General features: G+C 45.0%; 18 protein-coding genes. 5 read left to right on the forward strand and 13 right to left on the reverse strand.

Annotation, left to right across the window (positions count from 1 at the left end; genetic code table 11):
- The first annotated feature begins 7 nt into the window (after positions 1–7).
- Positions 8–1,273 (forward strand): GGDEF domain-containing protein, encoded by a 1,266-nt coding sequence (locus tag OV592_RS21125; protein WP_406609918.1) that lies wholly within the window; start codon positions 8–10, stop codon positions 1,271–1,273.
- Positions 1,274–1,524: 251 nt separating this feature from the next.
- Here OV592_RS21125 and OV592_RS21130 read toward each other — a convergent pair whose 3' ends face one another.
- The 10 genes from OV592_RS21130 to OV592_RS21175 all read right to left on the reverse strand — a co-directional run bounded on the left by OV592_RS21130 (position 1,525) and on the right by OV592_RS21175 (position 16,259).
- Positions 1,525–5,703: a putative Ig domain-containing protein gene (locus tag OV592_RS21130; protein ID WP_406609919.1), complete on the reverse strand. Its 4,179-nt coding sequence runs from the start codon at positions 5,701–5,703 to the stop codon at positions 1,525–1,527.
- A gap of 300 nt (positions 5,704–6,003) precedes the next feature.
- Entirely contained in the window at positions 6,004–7,557 is a 1,554-nt protein-coding gene (locus OV592_RS21135; RefSeq protein ID WP_406609920.1) for a M14 family zinc carboxypeptidase, read from the reverse strand.
- A 151-nt stretch (positions 7,558–7,708) separates the two neighbouring features.
- Positions 7,709–8,536 (reverse strand): mechanosensitive ion channel family protein, encoded by an 828-nt coding sequence (locus tag OV592_RS21140; RefSeq protein WP_406609921.1) that lies wholly within the window; start codon positions 8,534–8,536, stop codon positions 7,709–7,711.
- Positions 8,537–8,687: 151 nt separating this feature from the next.
- Positions 8,688–9,650, reverse strand: coding sequence for an SMP-30/gluconolactonase/LRE family protein (locus tag OV592_RS21145; protein WP_406609922.1), 963 nt, complete (start codon positions 9,648–9,650; stop codon positions 8,688–8,690).
- Positions 9,650–10,681 carry a Gfo/Idh/MocA family protein gene (locus OV592_RS21150; protein WP_406609923.1) on the reverse strand — a complete coding sequence of 344 codons (1,032 nt, stop codon included), beginning with the start codon at positions 10,679–10,681 and terminating at the stop codon, positions 9,650–9,652. Before OV592_RS21150 ends, OV592_RS21145 begins: the two co-directional genes overlap by 1 nt.
- Positions 10,682–10,683: 2 nt before the next feature.
- Positions 10,684–12,213, reverse strand: coding sequence for a tripartite tricarboxylate transporter permease (locus OV592_RS21155; RefSeq protein ID WP_406609924.1), 1,530 nt, complete (start codon positions 12,211–12,213; stop codon positions 10,684–10,686).
- Between the two features lie 31 nt (positions 12,214–12,244).
- Positions 12,245–13,027, reverse strand: a complete 783-nt coding sequence (locus OV592_RS21160; protein WP_406609925.1) for a tripartite tricarboxylate transporter TctB family protein — start codon at positions 13,025–13,027, stop codon at positions 12,245–12,247.
- Between the two features lie 104 nt (positions 13,028–13,131).
- The gene (locus OV592_RS21165; RefSeq protein WP_406609926.1) at positions 13,132–14,160 is read right to left on the reverse strand and encodes a Bug family tripartite tricarboxylate transporter substrate binding protein; all 1,029 of its coding nucleotides are present in this window, start codon (positions 14,158–14,160) and stop codon (positions 13,132–13,134) included.
- 102 nt (positions 14,161–14,262) lie between these two features.
- The gene (locus OV592_RS21170) at positions 14,263–15,366 is read right to left on the reverse strand and encodes an isocitrate/isopropylmalate dehydrogenase family protein (RefSeq protein ID WP_406609927.1); all 1,104 of its coding nucleotides are present in this window, start codon (positions 15,364–15,366) and stop codon (positions 14,263–14,265) included.
- A gap of 212 nt (positions 15,367–15,578) precedes the next feature.
- Complete coding sequence (locus OV592_RS21175; protein ID WP_016400179.1) at positions 15,579–16,259, reverse strand: GntR family transcriptional regulator; 681 nt, start codon at positions 16,257–16,259, stop codon at positions 15,579–15,581.
- Positions 16,260–16,396: 137 nt separating this feature from the next.
- Between OV592_RS21175 and otnK the strand changes: the two genes are divergently transcribed.
- The 4 genes from otnK to OV592_RS21195 all read left to right on the forward strand — a co-directional run bounded on the left by otnK (position 16,397) and on the right by OV592_RS21195 (position 19,918).
- The gene (gene otnK, locus OV592_RS21180) at positions 16,397–17,671 is read left to right on the forward strand and encodes a 3-oxo-tetronate kinase (protein ID WP_406609928.1); all 1,275 of its coding nucleotides are present in this window, start codon (positions 16,397–16,399) and stop codon (positions 17,669–17,671) included.
- Positions 17,668–18,318: an aldolase gene (locus tag OV592_RS21185; RefSeq protein ID WP_406609929.1), complete on the forward strand. Its 651-nt coding sequence runs from the start codon at positions 17,668–17,670 to the stop codon at positions 18,316–18,318. Before otnK ends, OV592_RS21185 begins: the two co-directional genes overlap by 4 nt.
- A gap of 22 nt (positions 18,319–18,340) precedes the next feature.
- Positions 18,341–18,628, forward strand: a complete 288-nt coding sequence (locus tag OV592_RS21190) for a putative quinol monooxygenase (protein ID WP_016400182.1) — start codon at positions 18,341–18,343, stop codon at positions 18,626–18,628.
- 84 nt (positions 18,629–18,712) lie between these two features.
- On the forward strand, positions 18,713–19,918 hold the full coding sequence (locus OV592_RS21195) for a winged helix-turn-helix domain-containing protein (protein WP_406609931.1): 1,206 nt from the start codon (positions 18,713–18,715) through the stop codon (positions 19,916–19,918).
- Here the strand turns inward: OV592_RS21195 and OV592_RS21200 are convergent.
- From OV592_RS21200 to OV592_RS21210, 3 genes are all read right to left on the reverse strand, one after another.
- Entirely contained in the window at positions 19,901–21,385 is a 1,485-nt protein-coding gene (locus OV592_RS21200) for a hypothetical protein (protein ID WP_406609933.1), read from the reverse strand. The two genes, OV592_RS21195 and OV592_RS21200, sit on opposite strands and share 18 nt — an antisense overlap.
- Positions 21,386–21,477: 92 nt before the next feature.
- Positions 21,478–21,897: a DUF2141 domain-containing protein gene (locus OV592_RS21205; protein WP_406609934.1), complete on the reverse strand. Its 420-nt coding sequence runs from the start codon at positions 21,895–21,897 to the stop codon at positions 21,478–21,480.
- Positions 21,898–21,959: 62 nt separating this feature from the next.
- The gene (locus tag OV592_RS21210; RefSeq protein WP_406611452.1) at positions 21,960–24,314 is read right to left on the reverse strand and encodes a right-handed parallel beta-helix repeat-containing protein; all 2,355 of its coding nucleotides are present in this window, start codon (positions 24,312–24,314) and stop codon (positions 21,960–21,962) included.
- Between the last annotated feature and the right edge of the window lie 108 nt (positions 24,315–24,422).

Consider the following 24,422-nt stretch of genomic DNA (forward strand, 5'->3'; position numbering starts at 1 on the left):
GCACACTATGAATCAGCAACAACGCGACATTTATTACCCGGTACTATTTCTGATCTCTTTGGGATTGGTGCTTTGGCAGTACCTAGGCATGGAGCGACACCTTAATTACTCACTAAACGAAGAATCCCCCATCTCTCTTTCTACTCAGCTTGCCGATGGTCGTGTTGGCAAAGGCTTGTTATTGCGTCAACAAAACAAAGCCACGCTATTTTGCAATATCTCCAATAGCCAGCAACCCGATGCCTGTGCTTTGCAGTTAAAGTTAGTGGAAAATAATCAAGCGGGTATAAACCTAGCCAACTTTGAAAACATCCAACTAAATCTGTCTTTTCAAAGCACTGTACCAGATTCCATTTGGCTACAGGTATTTACTCAACACAATGCAAAACATTTACACCTACACCAACAAAGTATTTTGCCCAAACAAGGGCGCGCCAGTTACGGCATAGATGTAGATAACTTATATCAGCCCTCCTGGTGGCAGTTTGCTCAGGGTGAAAATCAACACTCGCAGCAAGATGCTAGGATCACCTACATTAGCTTGCTCACTGGTGACAATACTCAGGATAAAAATATCGAGTTATCGCTCCATTCAGTCCAGTTTTCTGGCAAATGGTTGCAAGCCAAAGATTTATATTTGGCCTTGTTGGGGATTTGGTTAGTCAGTATTACTTACGCTTTTTTCAGTGTAACCCGTGGGGTAAAAGAGCAACACCAGCAATCAAATAAACACGCGCTAGAGCTAAATAAAATCAATAGCTACCTGAGCATTGAGCGCGATAACTACGAATTTATGGCCAAAACCGACCCGCTTACCAGCTGCTTTAATCGCGCCGGTTTGAGCAGCATTTTTGGCGACATCATTATCGAATACGCTGAAATTGGTATGCCTGCTAGTATCGTCTTATTCGACATAGACCACTTCAAAAAAATCAATGACCAATACGGCCACGACGAAGGCGACAAAGTACTGGTTAATCTAGCAAATTTGGTGCGCCAGCAAATTAGAGAAGGCGATTACTTAGCCCGCTGGGGCGGTGAAGAGTTTTTGGTGGTATGCACCCATACCCGGCTAAAAGGAGCCTGCGCACTTGCTGAACACCTTCGCCAAAGTATCGAAAACACCATCCTAAGCGAAGAAACACGCATAACCAGCTCTTTTGGCGTAGCCGAAATCAACTCTGGCTTCTTAGAGCAATGGATAAAACGTGCCGACGAAGCGCTCTATCAAGCCAAAGAAGGTGGCCGCAATAAGGTAGTTGCGGCAAGTTAAGAGCTAGTACAAGTAACTAAGCTTGCTCTTTTAAGCTCTGTTTTTTAATGATATCAACCCACCTCCAATGCCTTTTCCTCTTAGTCACCGCAAAGCCATTATTTGCACAGTACTGCGCTTACACAGCTGACTCATAAGCGGATGAGCGTCAATGAACGCAATGCTGTTTGCCAACAAAAAAGGCGCTGGTGAGCGCCTTTTGTCAATCAAGTATCAACCCATATCAGGACGGGTCATATGAAACCTAAAACCTAAGGAGGACTTAACTCCAACAACTTGGCGTCGGCACTGGCTGAATCTAAGAAACCATAGAAAGTCGTATCTCCGGCATCCCAACCCGTTTTCGCTTCAAAAGAACCGTTATCCGAATCAGCAGCAGTGATTGGAATGATATTTTGGAAACCAGATTGCTTGAGGAATAAAACGCCAGCTTTCGCATGAAACTCCCAGCCATTTGGCAAGCTTGTTAAGGTAGTAGTGGTAACTTCCCAGCCTTGGTTATCAAACTCATTCACTAGATACCACGTTCGCTCTAGGCCAAATTCATCAACAATAAGACTCTCATTCAGCTGCAGATTATTATATGCATCTAAAGCTGGAATCACCGAGCTATCAATCTCAGCATAAGACTTACCCTCATCCATGGCTGCTCTCACTTTACCAGCTAAGTCTGTTACATCTTGACTATTCCACTCTCCGTAATCGTGACCAACCCAAATGCCAGTGTTGCCCTTCTCCCATACTCTTACCGATTGCCCAGCGTTATCAGCCGACAAGGTGAAGCTATAGTCATCCAAAGCAAAATGTTGATAAATGGTTCTGTTGATCGATAGCGATTCGCTTATTTGAGTCTCAGTAGATTGCCAATTATTAAACTCTATACGCTCCCCTGAAGCATCTAGTTCTGCAGCGTTTTTGCTGCTGTTAATAACATAGCGTTTACCACTTTGCTCGGTAACGATTTCTCCATTCTCAACTTTCTTGGCTAGGGTATTCTCTGACCAATAGTCCGTAAGCTGCCATGGTGAGCTATAAACATAATGCGAATACTCTTCAAAGTTCTCCGTATCCGACATCAACATTGGGCCAGTAGTGCTTTCTACATTTGACAGTGTACCGTCTTCACAGGCTGTAAGGGAGATTGCACCCAAATTTAAGTCATCATTTATCTCAAAAGCTATTAGAGAAACTTTGTGGTTATAAGGTCTTACATAACTCGAAAAGTTAAAATCAAACTTCGGAAGCAATGTTGCTTGACCGCTATCCCAACTTAAAGAAGTAAGCGCATTAAACATTAAACTTTCATCTTCTGATTCGATCTCGAGATTATAAGAACCACCTTCAGAGAACACCTTAGCTTGATAGGTATTATTTCCGACATAGGCAAATTCTAGCCTATTCCCGAAAAATTCATGCCCATAGAACCCACGCCCATAGACCCCTTGTTTAAACGGTCCGAATTCATCCAGTGGCTCCAAATCACAGCTGGCGTGATCAACATACCGACCAACAAAATCAACTACGTCACTATCTACAGTAGTTTCTGCTAAGGCATACTTTTCACGCTCAAAGGTTAATGGGCTTACAGCAAATACCGAGCCGTTATCTTTTACTACATCAAACTCAAAACAGCCGTCGCCCACCTCAGTGTAAATATCAACATTGAACACTGCGCCCTGCACGTCAACCGAGCTAAGCGATATAGTCTCACCTACAGCGCTTTTGTCGGAATAAGCTTTGGTTAAGCTATTACATATGCCAGCATTTTCAGCTCGCAGGCTATAGCTTGCATATAGCGCCTCTAATTCAGCTTGGTTTAAGCCAGCGGTTTGCTCGCTAGGAAGAGTAAATAACACGCTCACTTGCTCACGCGGCATGGCAGCTTCTCTGGCGATCTCTTCAGCAATAAGCGCATCTAATTTAGCTTGAGCTTCTGCTTGATCTAAATAGCCATAAAACGTTTGATTCGGATCCCAATACATTTGAGATTCGAAGTAACCCGTATCAACATCAGCATCAACCAACGGCACTGAGGTATAATTGTTACGTGAATAATCGTTACCACTGGTATCCAGCTCAACGATCATTCCACCAGGGACAACGTTAAAGCGCCAGCCGTTCGGTAGCTGTTCTAAACCTGTCTCTTGTAGCTCCCACTCCCCTTCAAACTGGTTGACTAAGAACCACGTTCTTACATCGCCATTTTCTTGGTAAACAAAACTATCGCTAAAACGCAGTACGTTATAAGCACTCAAGCCTGCAACCACACTTTCATCAATTTCAGCGTAAGATAAGCCACTATCTAAGGCGGCTTTAATTTTACTATCGAGACCTTCTATTTCGGCAGAGTTCCATTCTGGATAGTCGTGACCAAGCCATAAACCCGAATCACCCTTCTCCCAAACTTTAACTGCTTGGCCAGGCTCTTCTTTAGTAAATGAATAGTTATCTAAGCCGTAGTGGTGATATCCATTAAACTCGAGGCTTAAAGTTTCGGATAGATCGGTAGTTGTATACTTCCAATCCTGAAACTTAATAGCTTGGCCATCAGAACCTAATTCAGCCATCCTGGTGTCATTGCTATATACATAACGCCCACCAGAACCTTCCGATACCTTTAAGCCCTCCACTAGTTTGCTTGATTCTTGAAAGTCCTCCCAATAATTAGTCAGCGAACCTCCATCCCAGCGGTATTGCGCATACTCTTCAAATACACCATTGATGCAACAAGTATAAACACTACCTTGTTGGGTGAACTCTCTTTCACCGTTTGGCCTTAGCGTTTCTTTGGTATAGTCATTTATCGTTCCATCTGCTGAAGAATCTCTCAGCTCCTCATTCGAAACAGAGCCGTCAGCAAAAGAGGTGGTCACTTGGGTTCTTCTAAAGTAAGGCTCTAGTTCTTCTTTATCTAAAGATTCACTGATTCTAGTTTTTACCTGTTCACCGCTTTCTAAGGTCTCAGAAGAATGTGTAACTCTTTGAACCCATTCAATTTGAGAAAGGTTTCCAGCATTAACAGCTGCTTCAATATCTATATCATCAAAGCTTTCATCATCGTCATAGCCACCTTCGTCAATTGAAGAAGACTCATCATGATATGCTAGGTATGAAAGCTGACCAGCTTCATCATGGGTTCCAACTCGATAAACTCGCCCTTTAAAAGTTCGAAGGTTGTCTTGGTTTAAATCGGTTTCCCAATAAAAATGAGCTGTATAAGCCCCATCAGCTAAATAGTTTTCTGTCCAAGACTCTTTTTCATAAATCAGTGCTTCCTGATCCTCATCTAGCTTCCTTTTATAGTTAGCATCGGTGAGGTAACTAGCGGACTCAGCTTCTACTTTTTTCGTACCATCGTCTAATAAGGTAGTAATTTTGCTTTGTTCAACTAGGAAGTAATCTTCTTTCCCAGTAATCCAGTTTTTTCGACTGCTTCGCTGGGTGGTAACTTCTACCGTTTGGTTATCTTCCAAGTCCTGTTTAAGTTCTTGCTCTTTTTTAGCGGCTTCTTGGCGTTCGGTGGTGCGCTCTATCGCCTCTTTCGCTAAGGCTTCTTTAATCGCTTCACCAACATCATCAGACAAGAAGTCGCCTAAAATTACATCAACGCCACCATCTAAGCCTAAGTCACCAATCACCTTGGTTTTCGCGGCCATTAGCTCCCGGTCAATTTGTTCGCTGGTTACAGAACCGCTAGCTAACAAAATTAGGCTCTCTTTTAACTCATCAACAACCAAAGAGGTAAACGGGGAAATCGCGGCGCCTGTTGGGTCAATGCTTTCGTCTAAATCAACCAATGGAGGAGCAGAAAGTACGACTGGATTTTCAGAGAAGTCTTCACCAGTATCTATATCTGTAGCTCCTTCGCCTAACAAGGCACGAATAGGTGCCGATTTTAAGCTGCTGATGTCGGCGCCTTTTAAAGCTAATGTGTATGCACCAGTATTATCACTAATAGCGCTAGGCTCATTCTCATCAAGCTGACCATTTAGGTTAAGGTCAAGAAAAACAACAGCACCAGCTACATACCCATCAATTACTTTACCGCTTAAGGCCATCACTCGGTTCACGGTCAATTCAAAAGAGGCCAAAGAAGCGCTTTCACTGCCATCACTTACACTAATAACAATGTCTGAATAAGTACTGATATCTGTTCGAGCAGGCGTCCCTGATAGCTGACCAGTAGCTTCATCAAAGCTTGCCCAAGCAGGCTTGTTGGTAATCGAAAATGTTAGTTCATCGTTGTTTTCATCGCTGGCAGTTGGGGTAAACGTAAATGCTACGCCCTCATCTATACTCGTTTGTGGTGTACCACCAATATTGGGAGCTACATTTACAGGGGTAGAGTCGCCTCCACCACCTCCACCACACGCGGTTAGCGAAAGCGAGACAGCGATCAGCGAAGCCAACTTCGACTTGGCATACTTCATATTTAGAGTCCTTTCCAAAACTTGCTATTGTAAGTAGTAATTTTTATTAGAGTTTTTAGCCTAAAAAAAGGCCATTAACATCAACATGCTACAAATAAGAAATGAGTTAACAAGCATACAAAAAGGAAAAATGCTGTTATTTAGCGTTATGTCAAAAAATAAGACAAATAAACCCACAGAAAGATGATTTACCGCAATTGAGTGATTGGCAATGGTTTAAAAAAGTGCCGCTATTTAAACTAGCAGCACTTGATAAGCCTTTAAGAAAAACAAGCATTGAAGCTAAAACAAATGATGAACTTACAAAGGATTATCTGGGCAGTTGCCGCTAATGTACAAAGGTACGCCAATGCTGGGCTCTATGGGTATTAACACGGCGCCATTGGTGGCTTGCGGCCCCCAATATTCTACCGGTAAACTTGCTTGTAAGCCTTGTGCTAAGGGGTAATCACAAAACCCACTACTGTCACTTGGCGCATTATCGCTGTAGTTGGCTAAAGTGGCGAGCGCTTCAAATAAGGCCACTCGGTTTATCCAGATTTGTTTGCTCAGAAAGCTTGGGTCCGGTAGGCCTGGGTTAACGCCAATTTGCGGCTGACCAAGATGCACAGCTGTAACGTCGGCACGTAAATCTTGTACAAAATTTACTGTCTCCCAACCACCAGCCGCCGCTCCAATATGTTGATAATTTGCCGTCGCGCCGCTACTAATGTTTCCGGCGCCAAGTTGTACCTGAGAAAAGCGCCCGGTTGAACCGACAAATACCCGGTCAATTTTTTTCATCACTTTCACCGCCAAGCTTTGCGCTAAAAACTGTTGCGGTGAGCCAGGAAGTGCATCGGCGAAGGGGCTTAACAACCGAAAGTTATGGGCGGTTTGGCCATGTAAGCAGTTAGCAGTGGGTAACTGCCCCAATACTTGGGCTGGTTTGATGGAGGTGAAATCTAATTGGCAGTCGGTTTTTTGTAAGTCGCCGTGTAAATCAAGAACAACTTCCGGCTGAAACGCTAATGCTGCAGCAACCATGGCTTGGCTTTCTAACGGGCGAATGGGTTTATCTAAGGTCACATGGTGATAGCGGTTCAAATCGTAACCTCGGCCGACAATGCCCACAAAATCTGCTTCTGAATTATCGGCAAAGGCGCCGCCTGCCATGGGATCAACATTTTGACGAATTAGCGCACAGTCATTATCAATAACTGTTCCCGGTATAGGATTCAAGCTGCAATTCTCAGGATCTGGTTCACCACCATCAGGGTTGGCACGCAATAAAACTAAGAGATCTAGATTGGCTAAAATGGTTTTAGTTTTACGGCCAAAACCAGTGCTTAACCAACGAACAATGCTCAAGGCTGCTTCGGTGCCCGCCGGCTCATTGCCATGTTGCTGAGTAATCACCATTACTCGAGTACCATTAGGGTTGCCCATGCGAATAGCCAACAGATCACGGCCTTGAGTGGAAGCTCCTACACGCTCAGAGTTAACATTGCCACGTCCACCATCGTTAACGGTACACACAACAGCTTGGCGAATGCTACCGGCTTCAACTTGCTCACCACAGACCTGATAATTGATGTTTAAATTTGCAGGAAGGGCTTGGTCAATATTTAACAAGCCACCGTTGTTTCCGTTAATAATTAACGGCCCTGTTTGCATTTTCACCCTAGAAAAGTAGGGCAGGTAACTCAGCTGAAATTGCAAATCTTGATAACGAGACAGTTGCCAATAGTCTTGGTTATTTGATTGCCAGTGTAACTGTGGGGTGGCACTAATTGAGGCACTAGCTAGCCCCCCAATCAGCAAAGCCCAAAGCTTACTTTTACTTAACATCCATATCACTTCACGCATGTTCATTGATCATCCCTGATTTTTTGATGCTGGCTGCATGGTCAACATCTTGTCAAAAATTAATCATAGAGCCATACGAGATTAATGAGAACTAAGTTAGTAAGTTCTTCTAGGTTATTTACTGTATTTTTTCCTTTGCACTAAATCACTTAGCAAATTACTCACCCGATAGCATACGTACTTCGCGTTGTGGAAAAGGTATTTGCACACCCGCTTGTTGCAAGGCATTAAACACCGCCAGATTGGCGGCAAACTTAGTTTGATGAAATAACGGTGTTGGCACCCAAAAGCGATAACTAATATTAATGCCACTATCGGCAAAGGCATCAATGCCCACCTTGGTAGCAGGGACTTGCTGAACCTCGGCAATAGCCGCCAAGGTCTCTTCGATTAAGCTAATAACTTGCTCTGGATTGCTGCCATAAGCGACTGCTACCTCGCCTTCAACTAAGCTGTTTTGTTCGGTGTTTTTAAGTATTTCGCCCACAATATGGCGATTAGGAATGGTCACCCGCTCGTTATCTTCATTAATGAGCACCGTGGTAGCTAAATTAATTTCTTCAACAATACCGGTGTAGCCCTTTACGGTAATGGTGTTTTTAAGCACAAACGGTCGCGTAAGAATAATTGCTAAGCCCGCCCCGTAATTAGACAAAGTACCTTGAATCGCCAAGCCAGCACCTAGAGAAATAGCACCCAATGCGGCCACAAAGGGGGTAATGCTAATACCCAGTTTGCCTAAGGCAATGATCACCGTAATGCTAATTAACAGCACTTTCACCACATTGGCAATGAAGTTGGCGAGGGTGATATCTAAACCTTTGTGCTCTAGGGTATTAAATAACCACTTAGCCACTTTGCCGGCAAACCATAAACCCAGTAGTACAATGATAATTGCACCCACCAGTTGGAAGCTGTATCTCACTAAAAAGTCGACAATGGTTTGGTATACCGATTCAAGTTGGGCGAGTTCTTGGTCAATCATTTAGCGGTCCTTGCTATATTACAAATACACTGAGCATAGCGCCTGAATTATCAGAAGCTTAGTTATACTCTCTCAGTTAATTGTAGCTCGAAGCGATGATTTTGGCAGCTTGAAATAAACCCGTAATTTAGTCGCTTTAGCCTAGTAAAGGCTACTTAAAACGCCAATGTGCAGGATTAATCCCTGTAATATCTGTTTTAATTTTAGTGATGCTGTTGCCCAATAAACATCCTAAAAGAATGCCATCCTTGGCAAACGCGAGAGATGAAATATTACGAAGCTGCTTAGCCGGGTTGCCATCTAAATGTGGCCTTCCCATAACATCATCCTGAAAGGCTTGTTCAACCCACCGTAGGTGCTCATCGTCGGAGTCTTCTAACCATATTTGCTGCTCACCATTTGGGCTAACTCGAATCACCCGATTACTCACAATGCTGGTTACCCACAAGTTGCCACTAATATCCATGGTTAATCCATCAGGAAAGGTCGCGGCGGAGAACTGGGTAATGACTTGTGCTTGGTGCAGCTGGTTATCTACGATTTGATACTTAATCAGCTCGCGAGAGAAGGTTGCATTTACGTATAGCTCTGTCCCCTCAGGGTTTACCCAAAGCTCATTGGTGTAGCCCAAACCGTCGGCAACAATGCGAGCACCTTGCTCATCTACCAGCACAATAAAACCATCATCGCAGCTTTTACGATAAGCATCTGCTCTAGGTTGAGTGCGAGTGCTCACGGTAATCCAAATGCGTCCTTGATGGTCTAGATAAACAAAATTAGTGGGAGGCAGCACCACGCCATCCACCTCCAGCAGCCAATCATAAATTGCATTGTCTCTAGTGAGTTTAAATACTCCGCCTTGTTCGGCCCCTAAATGCGCAATAAGAAAGCTGCCGTCGGCTAGCATCGCAAAGCCATTGGTTTGCAAAGGGCCAAATTCTGGGTGCGCTCCTCCCCAATAACTTTGCTCACCATTTGCTGCGATACGAGTTACACCGCCTCTAAAATCCGAGACAAATACATCGCCAAAAACATTGGTTAATACGCATTCTGGCCGAGTTAGCTGCTGGCCCAGCTTAACTAAGGGCTGGTTAAATAGGTTAATTTGCGACATTAAATACTCACTCGCTTTTGTTGTTGATGAGACTGATAAATCGCATTCTCAATTTCGATATTTCGCAAATACTGCTGAGCGAGATTCTCTAGCTCAGCTCCGTGCTGATAATGCGCCACCACATGCTCAATAAGCTGATAAACACAGTCCCCACCAAAGTTTTTCGCTTGCCATGAGTAATCAATCTGTTGCTCGTTATTGACGCCAAAGTTGCGCAAAAATATATTGGCATCACCGTCTAAGCGCAGGCTAGCTTGGCTACCTTCGATCAGCATTTCTCCCATAGTGGTGCGCTTATTGTCAGCCTTATGGTCAAGTAAGCGATTGCCATCAAACACAGCTTGTAGCTGGCCTGCTAAACCAAACACAATCAGGCCAGCGTCTTCGCCAGCAATAACCGGATTACACTTACGCAAACTGGCGTATACGTTTTCCACTTCACCAAATAAGTAACGAAAGGTATCAACTAAGTGAATCGCCGTTTCGTGCACTAAAAACTTTTCCATTTGCTGAAAGTAAGGTTGGCGCTCTAAGTAAGCTTCCGGCCCTTGGCCATCGCCGGGGCGCAGATTAAATTGCACATTGAGTAGCCGCCCAAGCACTTTGTCATCAAGCAACTGTTTGATTTTTCGATACCAAGGCATAAACCTAAAATTCTCGTGCACAATTAACTTGATACCGGCTTGTTTCGCCATAGCGGTGAGCTGTTTCGCTTGCGCCAAAGACTCACCAAAAGGCTTTTGAATAATCGCATCAACGCCAGCTTCACAAACAATTTCTAGCTGTTGGAGGTGAGTATGTGGTGGAGTGATAATGTCTACAATATCGGGCTGAGTTTGCTCAATAAGCTGCGCTAAGTTGTTACTTTGCAGAGCAATGCCGTAACGTTTGCCAATCTCATTTGCGGCCTCTATGTGGCGATTGCAATTTCCCACCACCTCAGCACCAACTACCCGCTGCCAAGCCTCATAATGAAACTGGCTAAAGTAACCCGCACCCACCGCCACAACTTTAAGGTTTTTATAGCTCATGTTTAGCCTCCCACGGCTGGTTTAAATCGGCTAAACAAACGCTGAGTGCAACGCTTTACGGGGCCAAATTGCGATAACAAAAAATACAGAATAAACAGCACTAAAATTAGGCAAACTGGTCGCTGCAACATCGGCAAAAAACTACCGTCAGAGATCAGCAAGGCACGACGCAAGCTTTCATCAGCCATTCCACCTAACACCAAGCCAATCACCAATGGTGAAATGGGGAACTTATTCTCGCTCAACACAAACGCCACAATGCCCACCGGTAGCATTAAATACAGGTTGAACAAATTAAGGCCCAAGGCGTAAGAGCCCAAAATACATAACACCCCCACAACCGGTATAAACAGTGGGCTAGGGATGCTTAGAATCTTTATCACTTGTTTAGCTAGCAGCATGCCGTTTGCCCACATAGCAAACGAAGCCATCACCATAATGGCGGTGATTTCTAGTAAAAATCCGGGATGTTCCGCTTCAATAGTAGGGCCAGGAACCACCCCATGTAACAGCAGTGCACCCAGTAACATCGCTGCGGGCGGGCTACCCGGAATACCCAGAGTAAGTAATGGGATCAGCGCCCCACCAATGCTGGCATTGTTAGCGGTTTCTGAAGAAACTAACCCCGCAGCACTGCCTTTACCAAACTCCTCTTGTTGCTGTTTAGTGGAGGTGTTTTTTGCGGTGCTATACGAAACCCAACCAGCAATATCTTCACCTACACCAGGTACCGAGCCAATGCCAACACCAATCATTGAAGAACGAACGATATGTTTAATATTGCGCGCAATGGTGCGGAAATCTGGCAAAATTCGACCAAATTTTTCTGCTTTTCGCAGAGTTTGTTTCTCGGCTAGCACCCTAATAATTTGCGGTATAGCAAAGGCACCAATTAACACTGGCACAATCTCTAAGCCGCTATCTAGCTGGCTTTGCTCAAAGGTATAACGGGGATAAAACTGCAGGGTATCGCGGCCGATGGTGGCCAAAAACAAGCCAATAAATCCGGCTATCCAACCCTTAACCACCAAATCGCTACTGGTTAAGGTGCCGCTAATTACAATGCCAAATAACGCCAGTAAGAAGAACTCCCAAGAGGTAAATTGCAAGGCAAAACTGGCAATAAGTGGCGATAATACCACCAAGCAAATAAGCCCAATTACCGTACCAATTAGCGAAGCGGTAGTGGTTAAACCTAAGGCTCGCCCGCCATCACCTTTTAGCGCTAAAGGATAACCGTCCATGGCGGTTGCTGCAGCAGCAGGCGTACCAGGAATATTGATTAAAATCGCGGGGTACGAGCCACCATAAATCGCCCCCACATACATGCCCAATAGCGATATAAGCGCCGTGCTAGTATCTAGGTTATAGGTAAGTGTTGTAAGTAAGGCCACGCCCAAAGTAGCGGTTAAGCCAGGCATAGAGCCAAATAAAATGCCGAGCAAACTAGAGCCAAACAATACCAACAAGTTACTTGGCCTTGTACAAAGCTCAAACAAAATTCCAAAAAAGTGTGCAAACTGGTCCATCATTATTGTTGTCCTATTTAGCCTGCAGTGGCCGCTACAAAGCTAAAATTTCATACCAAATATATTCCATTAATTTGATGACCGAGCCATATTCCACCGGCATAGGCACCTGTAATAGAAAGTTGAAAGAAAACACCAGTAACAGGGGTACAGCTAGCGCTGTTATTAGAATGTGATGACGTTTTTGTTGATTCACAGGGCTTAGCCATAGCAACAGTAAACACACTACAATCGCGATGATCGCGCCAACATCACAGGTAAGTATTAGTGGCTCATCGACCGTTGCTTCCATAGCCAACCAATAAAACTGCGGGGCAAACATCCAACGCATCGCCAATATGAATAAACTCAAGGCCAAGTTGGCTTGAATTATCACGTTTTTGAGCTTGTTGTTGTCCACATAAAATCGCAAACATAGGCTTAGCAAGAACATTACTGTCGCTAAGTAAAAATCTAATGAAGGAATGTATAAGTAGATATAAAGAGACAGTGCAGTAATCACATACCAGCGATCTCGATTTATCACTTTGCGATTATCACCTATCCAGCGGCTCAGCTTAAAAAACTCACTATGGCCTGCATTTTTAATCGCATTCATCAGCAGTATGCTACTGGCAATGCTTAGCACCAGCAGCAAAATAAACGGGAACAGCGCGGGCGAAACATACCAGCGACTATCTACACCGCCAAAACTGCCGCTCATAGGAAAAGACAAGGTTTCCCAAGCTAAATAAGCGCACAGAGCCAATAATACAACCGACACCTTAAAGTCAGTTTGGCGTAAACGAGTGGCACCTTCAGGATTATTGCGATTCATTTGGTATACCTAAGAAAGTATTGAAAACCAAGTATAGTCAAATACTTAAATGTCACTATTGGTGCTCTCTTCCCCGTGGGCAAGAGAGCAAAGCCAGTACAAACTTAAATTTTAGGAATACCAAATTGGCTGGGTTCAACCTTAGCCGAACCTAACTCCCACAAGGTCCACGAGAAATTAGATTCAAGCTTAGAGAAAATATCTTTAGCCTGCGCGCCATGTGCGCCACTGAGCGAATAGAGGTTTTTATCGGCCCATTGCTTGACGGTGTCTGAGGCCATGGCAGCTTCAAACGCTTCACCTAACTTAGCTTTTACTTCTGCCGGCGCATCATCTCGCACTGCAAAACCAATGGCTTGGCTAATCGGTAAGTAGTCAGACAAGCTAGCATAACTGCTAAATGCCGAAGGAATCGTGCCTACATCAGGAATGGTAAAATCTTGCTCAACCAACATCGCTAAGGGGCGTAATTGGCCGGCGCGCAATAATGCTGCTTGCTCTGCAGCAGAGGTAACCACAACGGTGATTTCTCCAGTAGCCGCCGCAGTTTGCGAAGGAGCAGAGCCAGGGTAAGGAACAAACTTAAATGCCGCACCGGTGCCTTTTTCTAGCGCTAACAAATTAAGGTGATGAATAGAACCCGCGCCACCAGCACCTGCTTTAATTGAGCCAGGTTGCTGCTTAGCCGCATCAATTAACTCTTGCAGATTATTGTAAGGAGAGCTAGCACTCACCGAGATAAGATCGGGTGAGCCGCCAACAATAAAGGGAGACCACACATTAAAGCGCTGATCCCAACCACCATTTACCGCCGCGGTAACGTTTGATTCGGATAAGCCCACTAGGTTGTAGCCATCGGCTTTCTTGCTAAACACGCTGCTCATGCCAATCGAACCAGCCACCCCGCCAGTTTTATTCGTCACCTTAATACTCACATCCAAGGCTTTGGCCATTTCAGCCATAATCATTCTGTTAATACTGTCGGTACCACCACCAGCACCCCACACCACGGTATTTGTAATGGTGCGAGATGGATAGGTTTTTGCCGCCATAACCGGCTGACTAATACTCGCCAGCACTAAGGTGGCGCTTGCCGCAAATAATGCGATTTTAGATTTATAATTAGCTTTCATGTTATGCCCTCTTCAGAATCATAGATTGTTTCTGCTTAATCGACATTCAAGGCTGATTACTACGCAGATTTGAACGTAAATTAGTTCTTTATTTTTATAAACTTAAAGTAACGCCAAACTACTAAATACTTTATTGGTGATGGCTTCTGTGCCATCGCTGCCGCCTAACTCATATGGCAGAATTTCTCCGCTGGCATAGGCCAGCTCAATGGCCTTATCGATAAACCGTCCAGCCTGTTGAATATCGCTATTTTGGTGTTGCAAACCCAGCCAATTCAGCATCATCGCTGCCGACATAAACATCGCTGTGGGGTTGGCTTTGCCTTGACCAATAATATCCGGGGCACTACCGTGACAAGGTTGAAACACCGCATGTCGCTCGCCAATATCTGCCGATGGCGCCATGCCCATACCACCCATTAGCCCAGCGCCTAAATCCGACAATATGTCGCCAAACATATTCTCGGTAACCATCACATCAAACTGCCAAGGCTGGCGCACCAACTGCAAAGCGGCAGCATCAACATAGATATGTGAAGCCGCTAAACTAGGGTGATTGGCGGCAACCTCATCAAAGATTTGTCGCATGTAATAAAACGAGCTCAATACATTGGCTTTATCTACACAAGTCACTTCGCCCTTGTAACCTAAACCCTTGCGCTGCTTGGCTAAGCCAAAGGCAAACTCAAACAGCCGCTCACAGCCTTTACGGCTAATTTTTTGGGTGTCTGTGGCAAACTCTTCCTTGCCACTACCGTTAATGCTAAAGCTTTCTCGGCTAGCAAATAGGCCTTCGGTACTCTCTCTTATCAATACAAAATCCAGCTGCTTACCGCGGGCGTCTTCCAACGGCAGCGGAATACCGGGCAAGGTTTTTACCGGGCGAACACCAGCAAATAAATCTAAGGTTTCACGCAGTTCTAACTGGGGAGCAATTTCACGACCATCGGGATAACGAATACTTGGCATACCCATACACGCCAACAAAGTCGCGTCAGAATTCTTAGCATGCTTCATGGCTTGCTCAGGAAGTGCAATGCCGTGTTGTTGGTAGTAGTTCGCACCTGCTTCAAAGCTGGTGAAGTTAAGCTTTAGCCCACCAACTTTATCAATTGCCGCCTGGATCAGCGCTAAGCACACAGGGGTAATTTCTATACCTATGCCATCGCCAGGAAACACGGTGATTTCAAATATCTGTTTGCTCATAAGCTGCATTCACTCCTTGTGAATTGGCCAAGTGAAGTTTCTGCCAACAATCAATGTATACATTAATTTGTACATAAATGTATACCGATGATTTACTTTGTCAACATTTAATTAACAAATATTTGACCAGCGAATAATGAAGCACAGCTAACGCAGCCATTAAAAAAGCCGCTAAAAGCGGCTTGGAATAACGAGCAACCCAGTGGGTCAGCTTAGATATTGGCTAAACGTAGTTTTTCTAACAAAGCGACCATGGCTTTGCCGCCTTTAATCCTATGCTCACGATGAATATCAGCTGCTTTAATTGGGTCTCGCTCGCGAATAGCCTGCACCACTTCACTATGATCTTTGGTTGAATCATGTGGCGTATCACGCAGGTGCAAGGTAACAAAGCGTACTCGGTGTGCCTGCCCCCAAAACTGCAGTACCACATCTTTTAGCCGTTGGTTGTCGGTGAGGTCCAATAGGGTGTGGTGAAATTCTTCATCCGCTTCGGCCCAAGCTTCTAAGTTATCCTGCTGCAGAGCCTCGGCCATTCTTGCAGTAGTTTTTTCTAAACGTTGTAATTGTTGCTCGCTTAGACCCTTGCTCGCCAAGGTGCCAATCGCTTGCGACTCTAAAGCGGTGAGAATTTCGTAGATATCACGCATATCATCAGGAGAAATAGGCTTAACCCGAATACCATGGCGCGGCTGAATCTCAATTAAACCTTCCCGCTCTAAGCGAACGCAGGCTTCCCTCACTGGGGTTCGACTAATATTCAAACGCTCTACCAATACCTTTTCTAGGTATTGAGTTCCCACTTTAAACTCATTGTTCAAAATTAACTCGCGCAAGGTTTGATAAGCCACCTGAGCGAGCGGTAGGTCTTGGCGTTTGGTAGTTACAGACATCGATTTACTCTTCCAGTAAGTGATTAGTTAGAGCCAAATTCTCTATTGATTTTGGGATTATTACACAAATTAATGTATACATTAAGTTATTCATCAATCTATACTGCGATTAGTTTTTGTACTTAAGGGATTAAGCAATGGCAACAAAACCGCTACTCGGCGTTATTGCTGATGACTTCACCGGCGCCTCCGACATGGCCAGCTTTTTAGTGAAAGGTGGCATGAGCTGCATTCAAATCAATAGCTTAGCCAGCATTCACAAGCAAACCCTTAATAGTGACGCGATTGTGCTAGCCTTAAAAACCCGCACCGTAGCGGTGGAACAAGCGCTCGAGCAAAGCCTGCAGGCCTTAGAGTTTTTGCTTGAACAGGGCTGCCAATACTTCTACTTTAAATATTGCTCCACCTTTGACTCCACGGCAAAAGGTAACATTGGCCCAGTCATCGATGCCCTGTTAGCGCGACTAAACTTAGTTCAAGCCATTATTTGCCCAGCCTTACCAGCGAATGGCAGAACCGTTTATCAGGGGCATTTGTTTGTTTATCAGCAATTGCTTAGCGATAGCCCCTTAAAGGATCACCCGCTCACGCCAATGGCCGATTCGCGGGTAGCCGAGCTACTTAGGCCGCAAGTTGCCCCTGCTTATCAGCAAGCCATTGAACACCTAAGTATTGATGATTTAAATGCAAAGCAACTAAACCCAAGCCAGCAACAGGCACGTTACTTAATTTGTGACTGCATCAACCAACAACATTTATCGCAAATAGCTCAACTCATCGCCCAACAACCTGCAATGCTGCTAACTGGCGGTTCTGGCTTAGCTGAATACATGGCGCAGCTATTAACAGCGCGAAGTAACACGCTTTCCCAGCAACATCAATGCGCGGTAAAACCCTTACTTCAACCGGTGCTGATTATTGCTGGCTCATGCTCCAAGGCAACTCGAGAACAAATTGCCGAGGCCAGCGCTTTACCGCAATTTTGTGTTGATCCCGTCAAGCTGGCCAAAGGTGAACTTAAGCTAAAACACATATTGGACTGGATACACCAGCAACAGGCTCCAGCAGTATTGGTTTACTCCTCGCAAGCACCAGAACAAGTAAGCCAAACTCAACAGTTACTAGGCCAGCAAAACATTGCTGAGAAAATTGAGAACCTACTAGCGCAAACGGCGGTGCAATCTAAAGCCAGCAATATTGTGGTAGCAGGCGGCGAGACCTCTGGCGCAGTGGTAAGCGCCTTGAACATAAGCAGTTTTAACATAGGGCCATCCATTTGCCCGGGCGTTCCAATAATGCAGTCTAACGATCAGCGTGCTATTAGCCTTGCCTTAAAGTCTGGCAACTTTGGCGACAAACACTTCTTTAAGCAAGCCTTGAGCTTAATTCAACAATTGGGAGCGCAAGCATGAACCACGCCCAGCAACTGGAGCAGGCCAAACGTTGCATTATTAAGTTTGGATTGTCGATTTTTCAACGCGGGCTTACTGGCGGCGCCTCCGCCAATATGAGCATTGCCCTAGACCACGGTTTTGTAGTCACCCCGACTAACTCATGTTTTGGCTTTCTTGAATACGACGACTTATCGGTTTTGGATGCCAAGGGAGATTTAGTGAGTGGCAAGCCCGCATCTAAGGAGTTTTTGCTGCATCAATGCTTTTATCAACAGCAGTCCGCCATGCGCTGCGTGCTCCACCTGCACAGCACTTACGCCACGGCAGTGTCCTGCTTAAAAGGCTTAAACAAAAGTGACGCAATCCCTGCGCTTACTCCTTATTTGCGCATGCGTTTAGGAGCAATTGCTATGGTTGATTATCATCCGCCGGGCAGCACCGATTTGGTGGACGCCCTGAAGCAGCAAGCAGCTAATTACCTTGGCGTACTAATGGCCAATCACGGGCCAATAGTAGCCGCCGATAGCCCGGAAAAAGCAATGTATGCCATGGAAGAACTCGAAGAAAGCTGCAAACTACAACTCTTGCTTGGCCAACAGCAAGTCAATTACTTAAGCCAACAGCAAATCGAGTACTTACAAAACGCCTACAAGGGTAAGTTATAAATCAACCATCAGGAGATCAACCATGTACGTGATCACTGTGCTGTTCTCAATTAAGCCAGCATATTTAGACAAGTTCTTGCCAGAGATGCTGGCCAATGCAGCTACCTCTTTGAAACAAGAGCCAGGCTGCTTGCAGTTTGATGTGTGCCAATCAACAGAAAACACCAATCAGGTTTATCTCTACGAGGTTTACCAACACCAACAAGCCTTTGACGATCACCTAAACTCAGCGCATTTTTTGTCTTTCAGCGAAACCACCAAAAACTGGATAGAAGACAAGCAAATAAGCAGCTACATTCAGCTAAAATAAACCAAGGCTAGCACTGGGTTTGCCATAGCTTAGCAACGTAAGGCAGGCTAAGCTGTTGCTATTGTTACCACTTAAGCGTTGCCCATGACCGAAAAGCTCTCCCTGCAACAAGCCAGAAAACTGGTTTTACACTCTCAGCGCCTGCCATCAGCTAAAACCAAAGGCTCGGCGCTTGATGCTAGCCTAGCGGCGATAGAACAGCTAGGTTACGTGCAAATAGACACTATATCGGTCATTCAGCGCGCTCATCACCATACTTTGTGGTGCCGCAACCCTCGCTATCAGTTAAGTCATCTCGATACCCTAATGCGTAACCACCAAGTATTTGAATATTGGTCACATGCAGCGGCGTATTTGCCGATGCGAGATTATCGCTTTAGCTTGCTACGTAAACAGGCTTTTGCTAATGGCCAACAAAAGCATTGGTATCAAAAAAACCATGCCTTAATGGATGCGGTGTTAAAGCGAATTGACGATGAAGGCCCACTCATGGCCAAAGACTTTGAACATCAGGGAAAAAAGACTGCTGATTGGGCAAGTAAGCCGGCAAAACAAGCCTTGGAATGTTTGTTTATGCAAGGCGACTTAATGGTGCCTTATCGCCATAACTTTCATAAGGTTTATCAACTTACCGAAAAAGTATTGCCAAACAACACAGATACCCGCATTCCTAGCCAGCAAGAATACTGCAGGCACTTAATCCAGCGCTACTTAAGTGCTAACGGCATTGGTCTAGTAAGCGAGATGAGTTATTTACTTAAGAACCTAAAAGGCCCCTTGAGCCATTGTTTAAATGACATGTTATTAAACGGTGAGGTCATTAAAGTAGCGGTTGCTGGGCAAACTTATTACGCGCTAGAAAACAGCTTAAACTTACTCAACAAACCGTTGGCTCGCAGCAAGCTAAAGATTTTATCGCCCTTCGACAACCTGGTAATTCAACGTAAACGTCTGCAGCAGCTGTTTAACTTTGATTATCTTATCGAATGCTATGTGCCAAAAGCGAAGCGCCAATACGGCTATTTTTGTTTACCTATTTTGTGGGAAGGCCAACTAGTCGCAAGAATGGATTGCAAAGCCGAGCGCCAAACTCGCACCTTGCACATTTACAACTTGGTGTTGGAACCAAGTCTTAAAAACATAACCAAGTTTAGCGAAGCCTTAAGCAAAGAACTTAACGTTTTTATGCAGTTTAACCAATGTGAACAAGTGGCTGTTCATCAAGTACAACCAAATTCAGCGCAGCCCTGCATAAGCGCTCAGCTAAGCGAACTAAAACCTACGGTTTAAACCGGCAATAAACTGGCGACGATCGCCACCAAAACCTACATATTCAAACATGGCAGACCAATAGGCATTAAGGTTGAAGTTAGCGCCCACAAGCCCCTGCCATTTATCGGTATTTTCTTGGCGAATTTTGTAGTCGATAGAGAGATCAGTGCCGGGAATTGGCTGGTTACCGTCGATGCGTAATTCGCTATCTAGGTAACTTACGCCGCCATATACCGCTAAACTGCGGTCATCTTCAAACTGGAACAATTTGCCAGCCCGCGGCACAGCGCTAAACACAATGCCATCGCTGTTGGTTCTGTCCATATCGGCGTAGGTAAAGGTGAGCGGCACTGCCAAAAAGTAAGAGCGCCAACCGCCGGCTAATACTGTGCCAACACTATAGCTATAGCCGTCTACGTCTACATTCACATTAAACGGCACCGTTTCTTTACCTTCTAATACGCGACAAGCCGGGTGGCTAATAATGCCGGAACAGTCTATTTCGAGCTGCTCCAATAAATCATCACCGTTTAGCGCAAAATTAACATTGGCTTCGCCGGTAATTCGGCCAAAGGTGCCAAACACATTCATAAAAGGAAATATCCAAGCATCCACTTTAATCTGTGGCGTTTGGGTGTGGTTATCATTATCGCTAAAGGCGACAAAATCGATGGGTACGTTAGCACCACTGCCACCAGCACCCACTTCTAACTCATCGAGATCCATGTGCTGATAGGTATCAACATAGATAAAACTAATGCCAATAGGCAAGGGAAGATCGTAGCCCAAATCAATCACTCGCTGCCCATAAAATGGCAATACTCGGTCCCATTTTCGTGGCGAGTGCTCAGTTTGGCTACCAGGCGATTTAGTATCGCGCATGGGTAAAGTGGTTTTATTTAAGCCGCTATCGGTAAGTTCTTCATTACGCGATAAATTCACCAATACCGCAGAGCCCGAAACATTAGCTCCGCTATCGTTCACCACGTATGCTGGAATGTTGTGTTGGTTCACTTCTATGGTGCTTGCATAGGTTTGGCCGCTTTCACCCAAACGCCATTCGGCCGACACGCCAGTGCCCCAACCACCTTGAGTAAAGGCGTCTATACTCTGCTGATCTTCAAACAAGCCAATAATGTAATAGGAGCTTAAACCCAGGCCCACGCCTACATCGTAGCGCTCCACGTCCATATAGGTAATGCTGTCGTCTTGCTTATTGTAAAGAGCGCCCAAGCCGCTGGACTTGCCTAACACTGGTACCTTAAAGCTAGATAGCTCAGAGGAGAAGTAGCCTTCGGCTTGGTCGAGTTCTTGCTGTAGGTCGGGATTTAGTGCTACCAAGCGCTCAATAGCCGTTTTGGCTTGTTGCTCAACTTGCTGTCGCACAGCCTCTCGCTCACCGCTTGGAATCACGGTTTTGCTAGAACAAGCAGCCAAGGTAAGCAGGGCAAATATGCCAAGGCAAAAACCTAGAGGATTTCTCATTACTATCCTTGTTGCGTTGAAGCTGCATCCTGCAGCCCAATTTAGTGAAGAGGCGATCTGCTAATCGCTATGAACCAACAATAAGCAATTGCTCAAATTTCTTCAATTTTAATTCGAATTACCTGCTCTTGCCCAGATAGTTTAATTTTAGCGTCTTGGTAGCTTGGTGGGCCAAATGTCCCCTTGGGGTTGTTACTCATTCCAGTCGGCTCTTTGGGAATGCCAAACCAATTGGTATCAAGAACTCCGTTAGCATTTTTATCATGATAAACGTTTATCGCACACTCGGCTGGCAGGGGCTCACTCACGCTAATGCGTAACTCACCGTTAGCCACATTTTTTACTGGCACGGTTTTACTAAAAATAGGCTGCTTTAAGTAGCTTTCACTAGAGTCCCATGCTCTAAGCACTATTTGCCCTTCTGCCGAACTTACCCCCACTACATCGATATGCACATCTGCAGCAAAGACATAGCATGGCAGTGTTGCGATGAGATACGCCCAATTTTTCATACAACGCCAACCTCTAATTAACCAACACAACATGCAGGCCATGCTCGCTTAGCTCTTTTTAACTATGGCTGATTAATCCGTTTACTCAAACGCCATGTCGCCAGTAGCAACAACAATACCACCTCATACCCACTGCTGCCTCCACCATTTTCTGAACCTTGGCTAGGCTGGTCTGGGTCTGGGTCTACAGTTTGGTCCTTAATGGTTACAACAACTGTATTATTCTCACCTAACAGTGCGTTGCTAGGTGCTTGTAAAGTTATCACCAAGGTTTCATCACCCTCAAGTAATGCATCGGCGAGAGCCTGCACCTCTAACAAACCTTCGGTTCCAGCATTAATCGCGATATCACCGGCGCTTAGGTTATGATCGTTACTATCGGCAGTGCCGCTTAGGTGATAGGGAATCATTACCGGATAGATGGCTGCGGCCTTAGATAGATTAAGCCTTAGCGTTATTTCTTGGCCTTCGTTAAGCTCAACATTTGAAACAACAAAGTTAACTAAAGGCAGGCTCACTTCGGGATCAAGGCAATCTTCTCCAGGCAGGCCGTAACAGCCATTACCTGTAGGGCCCAGCTTACGATCCCAATCAATACCGGCCACCCAATTGGCATTATCACCACCACGCTCATAAGCACCTACATCGGGCTTACCATCTAATACATCGTCGGTAATGCCGGATATCACCCTGCCCACATCGATGGGGCTAGCGTTAGCTTTAAGGCGAAAGTCTCCATTTTCATAATCCTCAAACGGTGAGTCAGCCACCGTTAGGTTATTTTGTTTATCCGATTGCGGCTCCCACGAGCTTTTATCCGACAAGTTATTCCATACATTTACATTAGAAAACTCAGTTCCCTCTTTATGCCACGCGCCCATGGTGGCACTGCCGTTCCATAAAGTATTGTTGTAAATGTTAATGTCGGTGCCATTCCAGTTAATTTGAATGTTCGACCACTCGGTATTCCAAATTACGTTGTGGTGAACCTCAAAACCGGCCGCGTCGTTATCTAAATAAATACCCGCAGCTTTGCTTTTACTACCCGATGAATAAGCATCATGCAGCCAGTTATGGTGAATCTCGCTGTTGCTTGGGCCACCCACGGTGTAAAACAAGCCACAATCATCGGCAATCAAGTTACTGCGCGACACATCGTTATAGGCATACTCAGCATTGTTATTAAAAGCTTGAATCGCATCGCGCCCAGCGCGAGTAATGGTATTGTTAAGTACCTTAGTATTGTTACCGCCACGGGCATTGATAATCGCGTCGTAGTTACCCAAGTAATTAAAATCATGAATGTAAGAGTTAATAATTTGGGTATTTTCAGCCGAATCATAAATGCCAGTGCCCGAGCCAAAACCAATTTCACTTTTTTCGATAACATTGTTTAGCGAGTTATATTTTCCCCAATCGCTACGGATATTAATGCTCTGATTATTCGAAGAAAATCCACTAACCACACCCAAGGTATAGTTACCGTACAAACTGGTTACACCGTAAATATGGTTATTGGATGCACCATTAGTAATCTCGATAGACCCACCAAACACCGCCAAGTTTTTAATATGAATGTAACTGCGTGCAGATAAATCGATGGTTTGTTCACGTTTGCGCATCTGTACTTGGTTATCGCTAGGCATTACGCCATTGGGTAGCTGCACATATAGCTTTTTAGTGTCAGCATCAAAGTACCATTCGTTTTGGTAATCTAAGGCTTGTTTAATCCCCTGCAGAAAAAAGTCGCCACCGTCGGCAGGGGCATGAAAAGTGCGGATCCAAGTAGGGTTTTTATCCAGTTCAAAACTCACTTGGGTAGGAGTGCTACTGGTAATAAATGCGCGCCACGTTGTCCAACCAGAGCCCGGCTTATCTCCGTAAAAATACAGCGAACCGCCTTTCGACCAATCCGCATCGGGGATGCCCGGTGCGTAATCTAGATAGGCGTTATTGGCAACATCGCTGCCGCTACCACCGGTATTTCTTAAAGAGTTTTGGGTAAAAGGGTCACCATCAATATTATTTGGCCAACGCGCCAAATCCATTGCAGTGTTGCCTTGCATAACAAAATTGGACTGGCCTAAATCCCAGCCAACGTCGGCAACGTAAATATTTTCAGCGTCTAGTGACCAACCATTCACCGCTTCCATGGCGGTAATAATCACTTTCTCATCTTGATAAGGCTGAAATACAATCGGCTGATCAGCAGTGCCAGAATGGCTAGGGCGTAATACTTCGTGGTAACTACCTGCTCTAATGTTTACCACGTCACCGGCTTGCGCCAGCTCAGCGGCTTTAGCAAGCGTTAAAAAAGGGCTGGCCAAGGTACCCGCGTTAGCGTCGTTGCCGTTAGTAGCAACATAATAATTAGCTGCACTAAGTGGGAAACACACAGCTATTAACGCCACTAACATCCCTGTTTTTAATAAGTTCCTTTGCACTACGCGCTCTCATTATTATTACTTTTAATATTAGTGAGCGGAACTCTATACTAAATAAGACAAGCGATCAATTTATTATAA

The organism is Agarivorans sp. JK6, from assembly GCF_045277145.1.
In the GTDB taxonomy this organism is placed as follows: domain Bacteria; phylum Pseudomonadota; class Gammaproteobacteria; order Enterobacterales; family Celerinatantimonadaceae; genus Agarivorans; species Agarivorans albus.

What these genes read in the sequence shown, in the direction of transcription:
- OV592_RS21125 (WP_406609918.1), top strand. Translation starts at nt 8, where the DNA reads ATGAATCAGCAACAACGCGACATTTATTACCCGGTACTATTTCTGATC.
- OV592_RS21130 (WP_406609919.1), bottom strand. Translation starts at nt 5,703, where the DNA reads ATGAAGTATGCCAAGTCGAAGTTGGCTTCGCTGATCGCTGTCTCGCTT.
- OV592_RS21135 (WP_406609920.1), bottom strand. Translation starts at nt 7,557, where the DNA reads ATGAACATGCGTGAAGTGATATGGATGTTAAGTAAAAGTAAGCTTTGG.
- OV592_RS21140 (WP_406609921.1), bottom strand. Translation starts at nt 8,536, where the DNA reads ATGATTGACCAAGAACTCGCCCAACTTGAATCGGTATACCAAACCATT.
- OV592_RS21145 (WP_406609922.1), bottom strand. Translation starts at nt 9,650, where the DNA reads ATGTCGCAAATTAACCTATTTAACCAGCCCTTAGTTAAGCTGGGCCAG.
- OV592_RS21150 (WP_406609923.1), bottom strand. Translation starts at nt 10,681, where the DNA reads ATGAGCTATAAAAACCTTAAAGTTGTGGCGGTGGGTGCGGGTTACTTT.
- OV592_RS21155 (WP_406609924.1), bottom strand. Translation starts at nt 12,213, where the DNA reads ATGATGGACCAGTTTGCACACTTTTTTGGAATTTTGTTTGAGCTTTGT.
- OV592_RS21160 (WP_406609925.1), bottom strand. Translation starts at nt 13,027, where the DNA reads ATGAATCGCAATAATCCTGAAGGTGCCACTCGTTTACGCCAAACTGAC.
- OV592_RS21165 (WP_406609926.1), bottom strand. Translation starts at nt 14,160, where the DNA reads ATGAAAGCTAATTATAAATCTAAAATCGCATTATTTGCGGCAAGCGCC.
- OV592_RS21170 (WP_406609927.1), bottom strand. Translation starts at nt 15,366, where the DNA reads ATGAGCAAACAGATATTTGAAATCACCGTGTTTCCTGGCGATGGCATA.
- OV592_RS21175 (WP_016400179.1), bottom strand. Translation starts at nt 16,259, where the DNA reads ATGTCTGTAACTACCAAACGCCAAGACCTACCGCTCGCTCAGGTGGCT.
- otnK (WP_406609928.1), top strand. Translation starts at nt 16,397, where the DNA reads ATGGCAACAAAACCGCTACTCGGCGTTATTGCTGATGACTTCACCGGC.
- OV592_RS21185 (WP_406609929.1), top strand. Translation starts at nt 17,668, where the DNA reads ATGAACCACGCCCAGCAACTGGAGCAGGCCAAACGTTGCATTATTAAG.
- OV592_RS21190 (WP_016400182.1), top strand. Translation starts at nt 18,341, where the DNA reads ATGTACGTGATCACTGTGCTGTTCTCAATTAAGCCAGCATATTTAGAC.
- OV592_RS21195 (WP_406609931.1), top strand. Translation starts at nt 18,713, where the DNA reads ATGACCGAAAAGCTCTCCCTGCAACAAGCCAGAAAACTGGTTTTACAC.
- OV592_RS21200 (WP_406609933.1), bottom strand. Translation starts at nt 21,385, where the DNA reads ATGAGAAATCCTCTAGGTTTTTGCCTTGGCATATTTGCCCTGCTTACC.
- OV592_RS21205 (WP_406609934.1), bottom strand. Translation starts at nt 21,897, where the DNA reads ATGAAAAATTGGGCGTATCTCATCGCAACACTGCCATGCTATGTCTTT.
- OV592_RS21210 (WP_406611452.1), bottom strand. Translation starts at nt 24,314, where the DNA reads ATGTTAGTGGCGTTAATAGCTGTGTGTTTCCCACTTAGTGCAGCTAAT.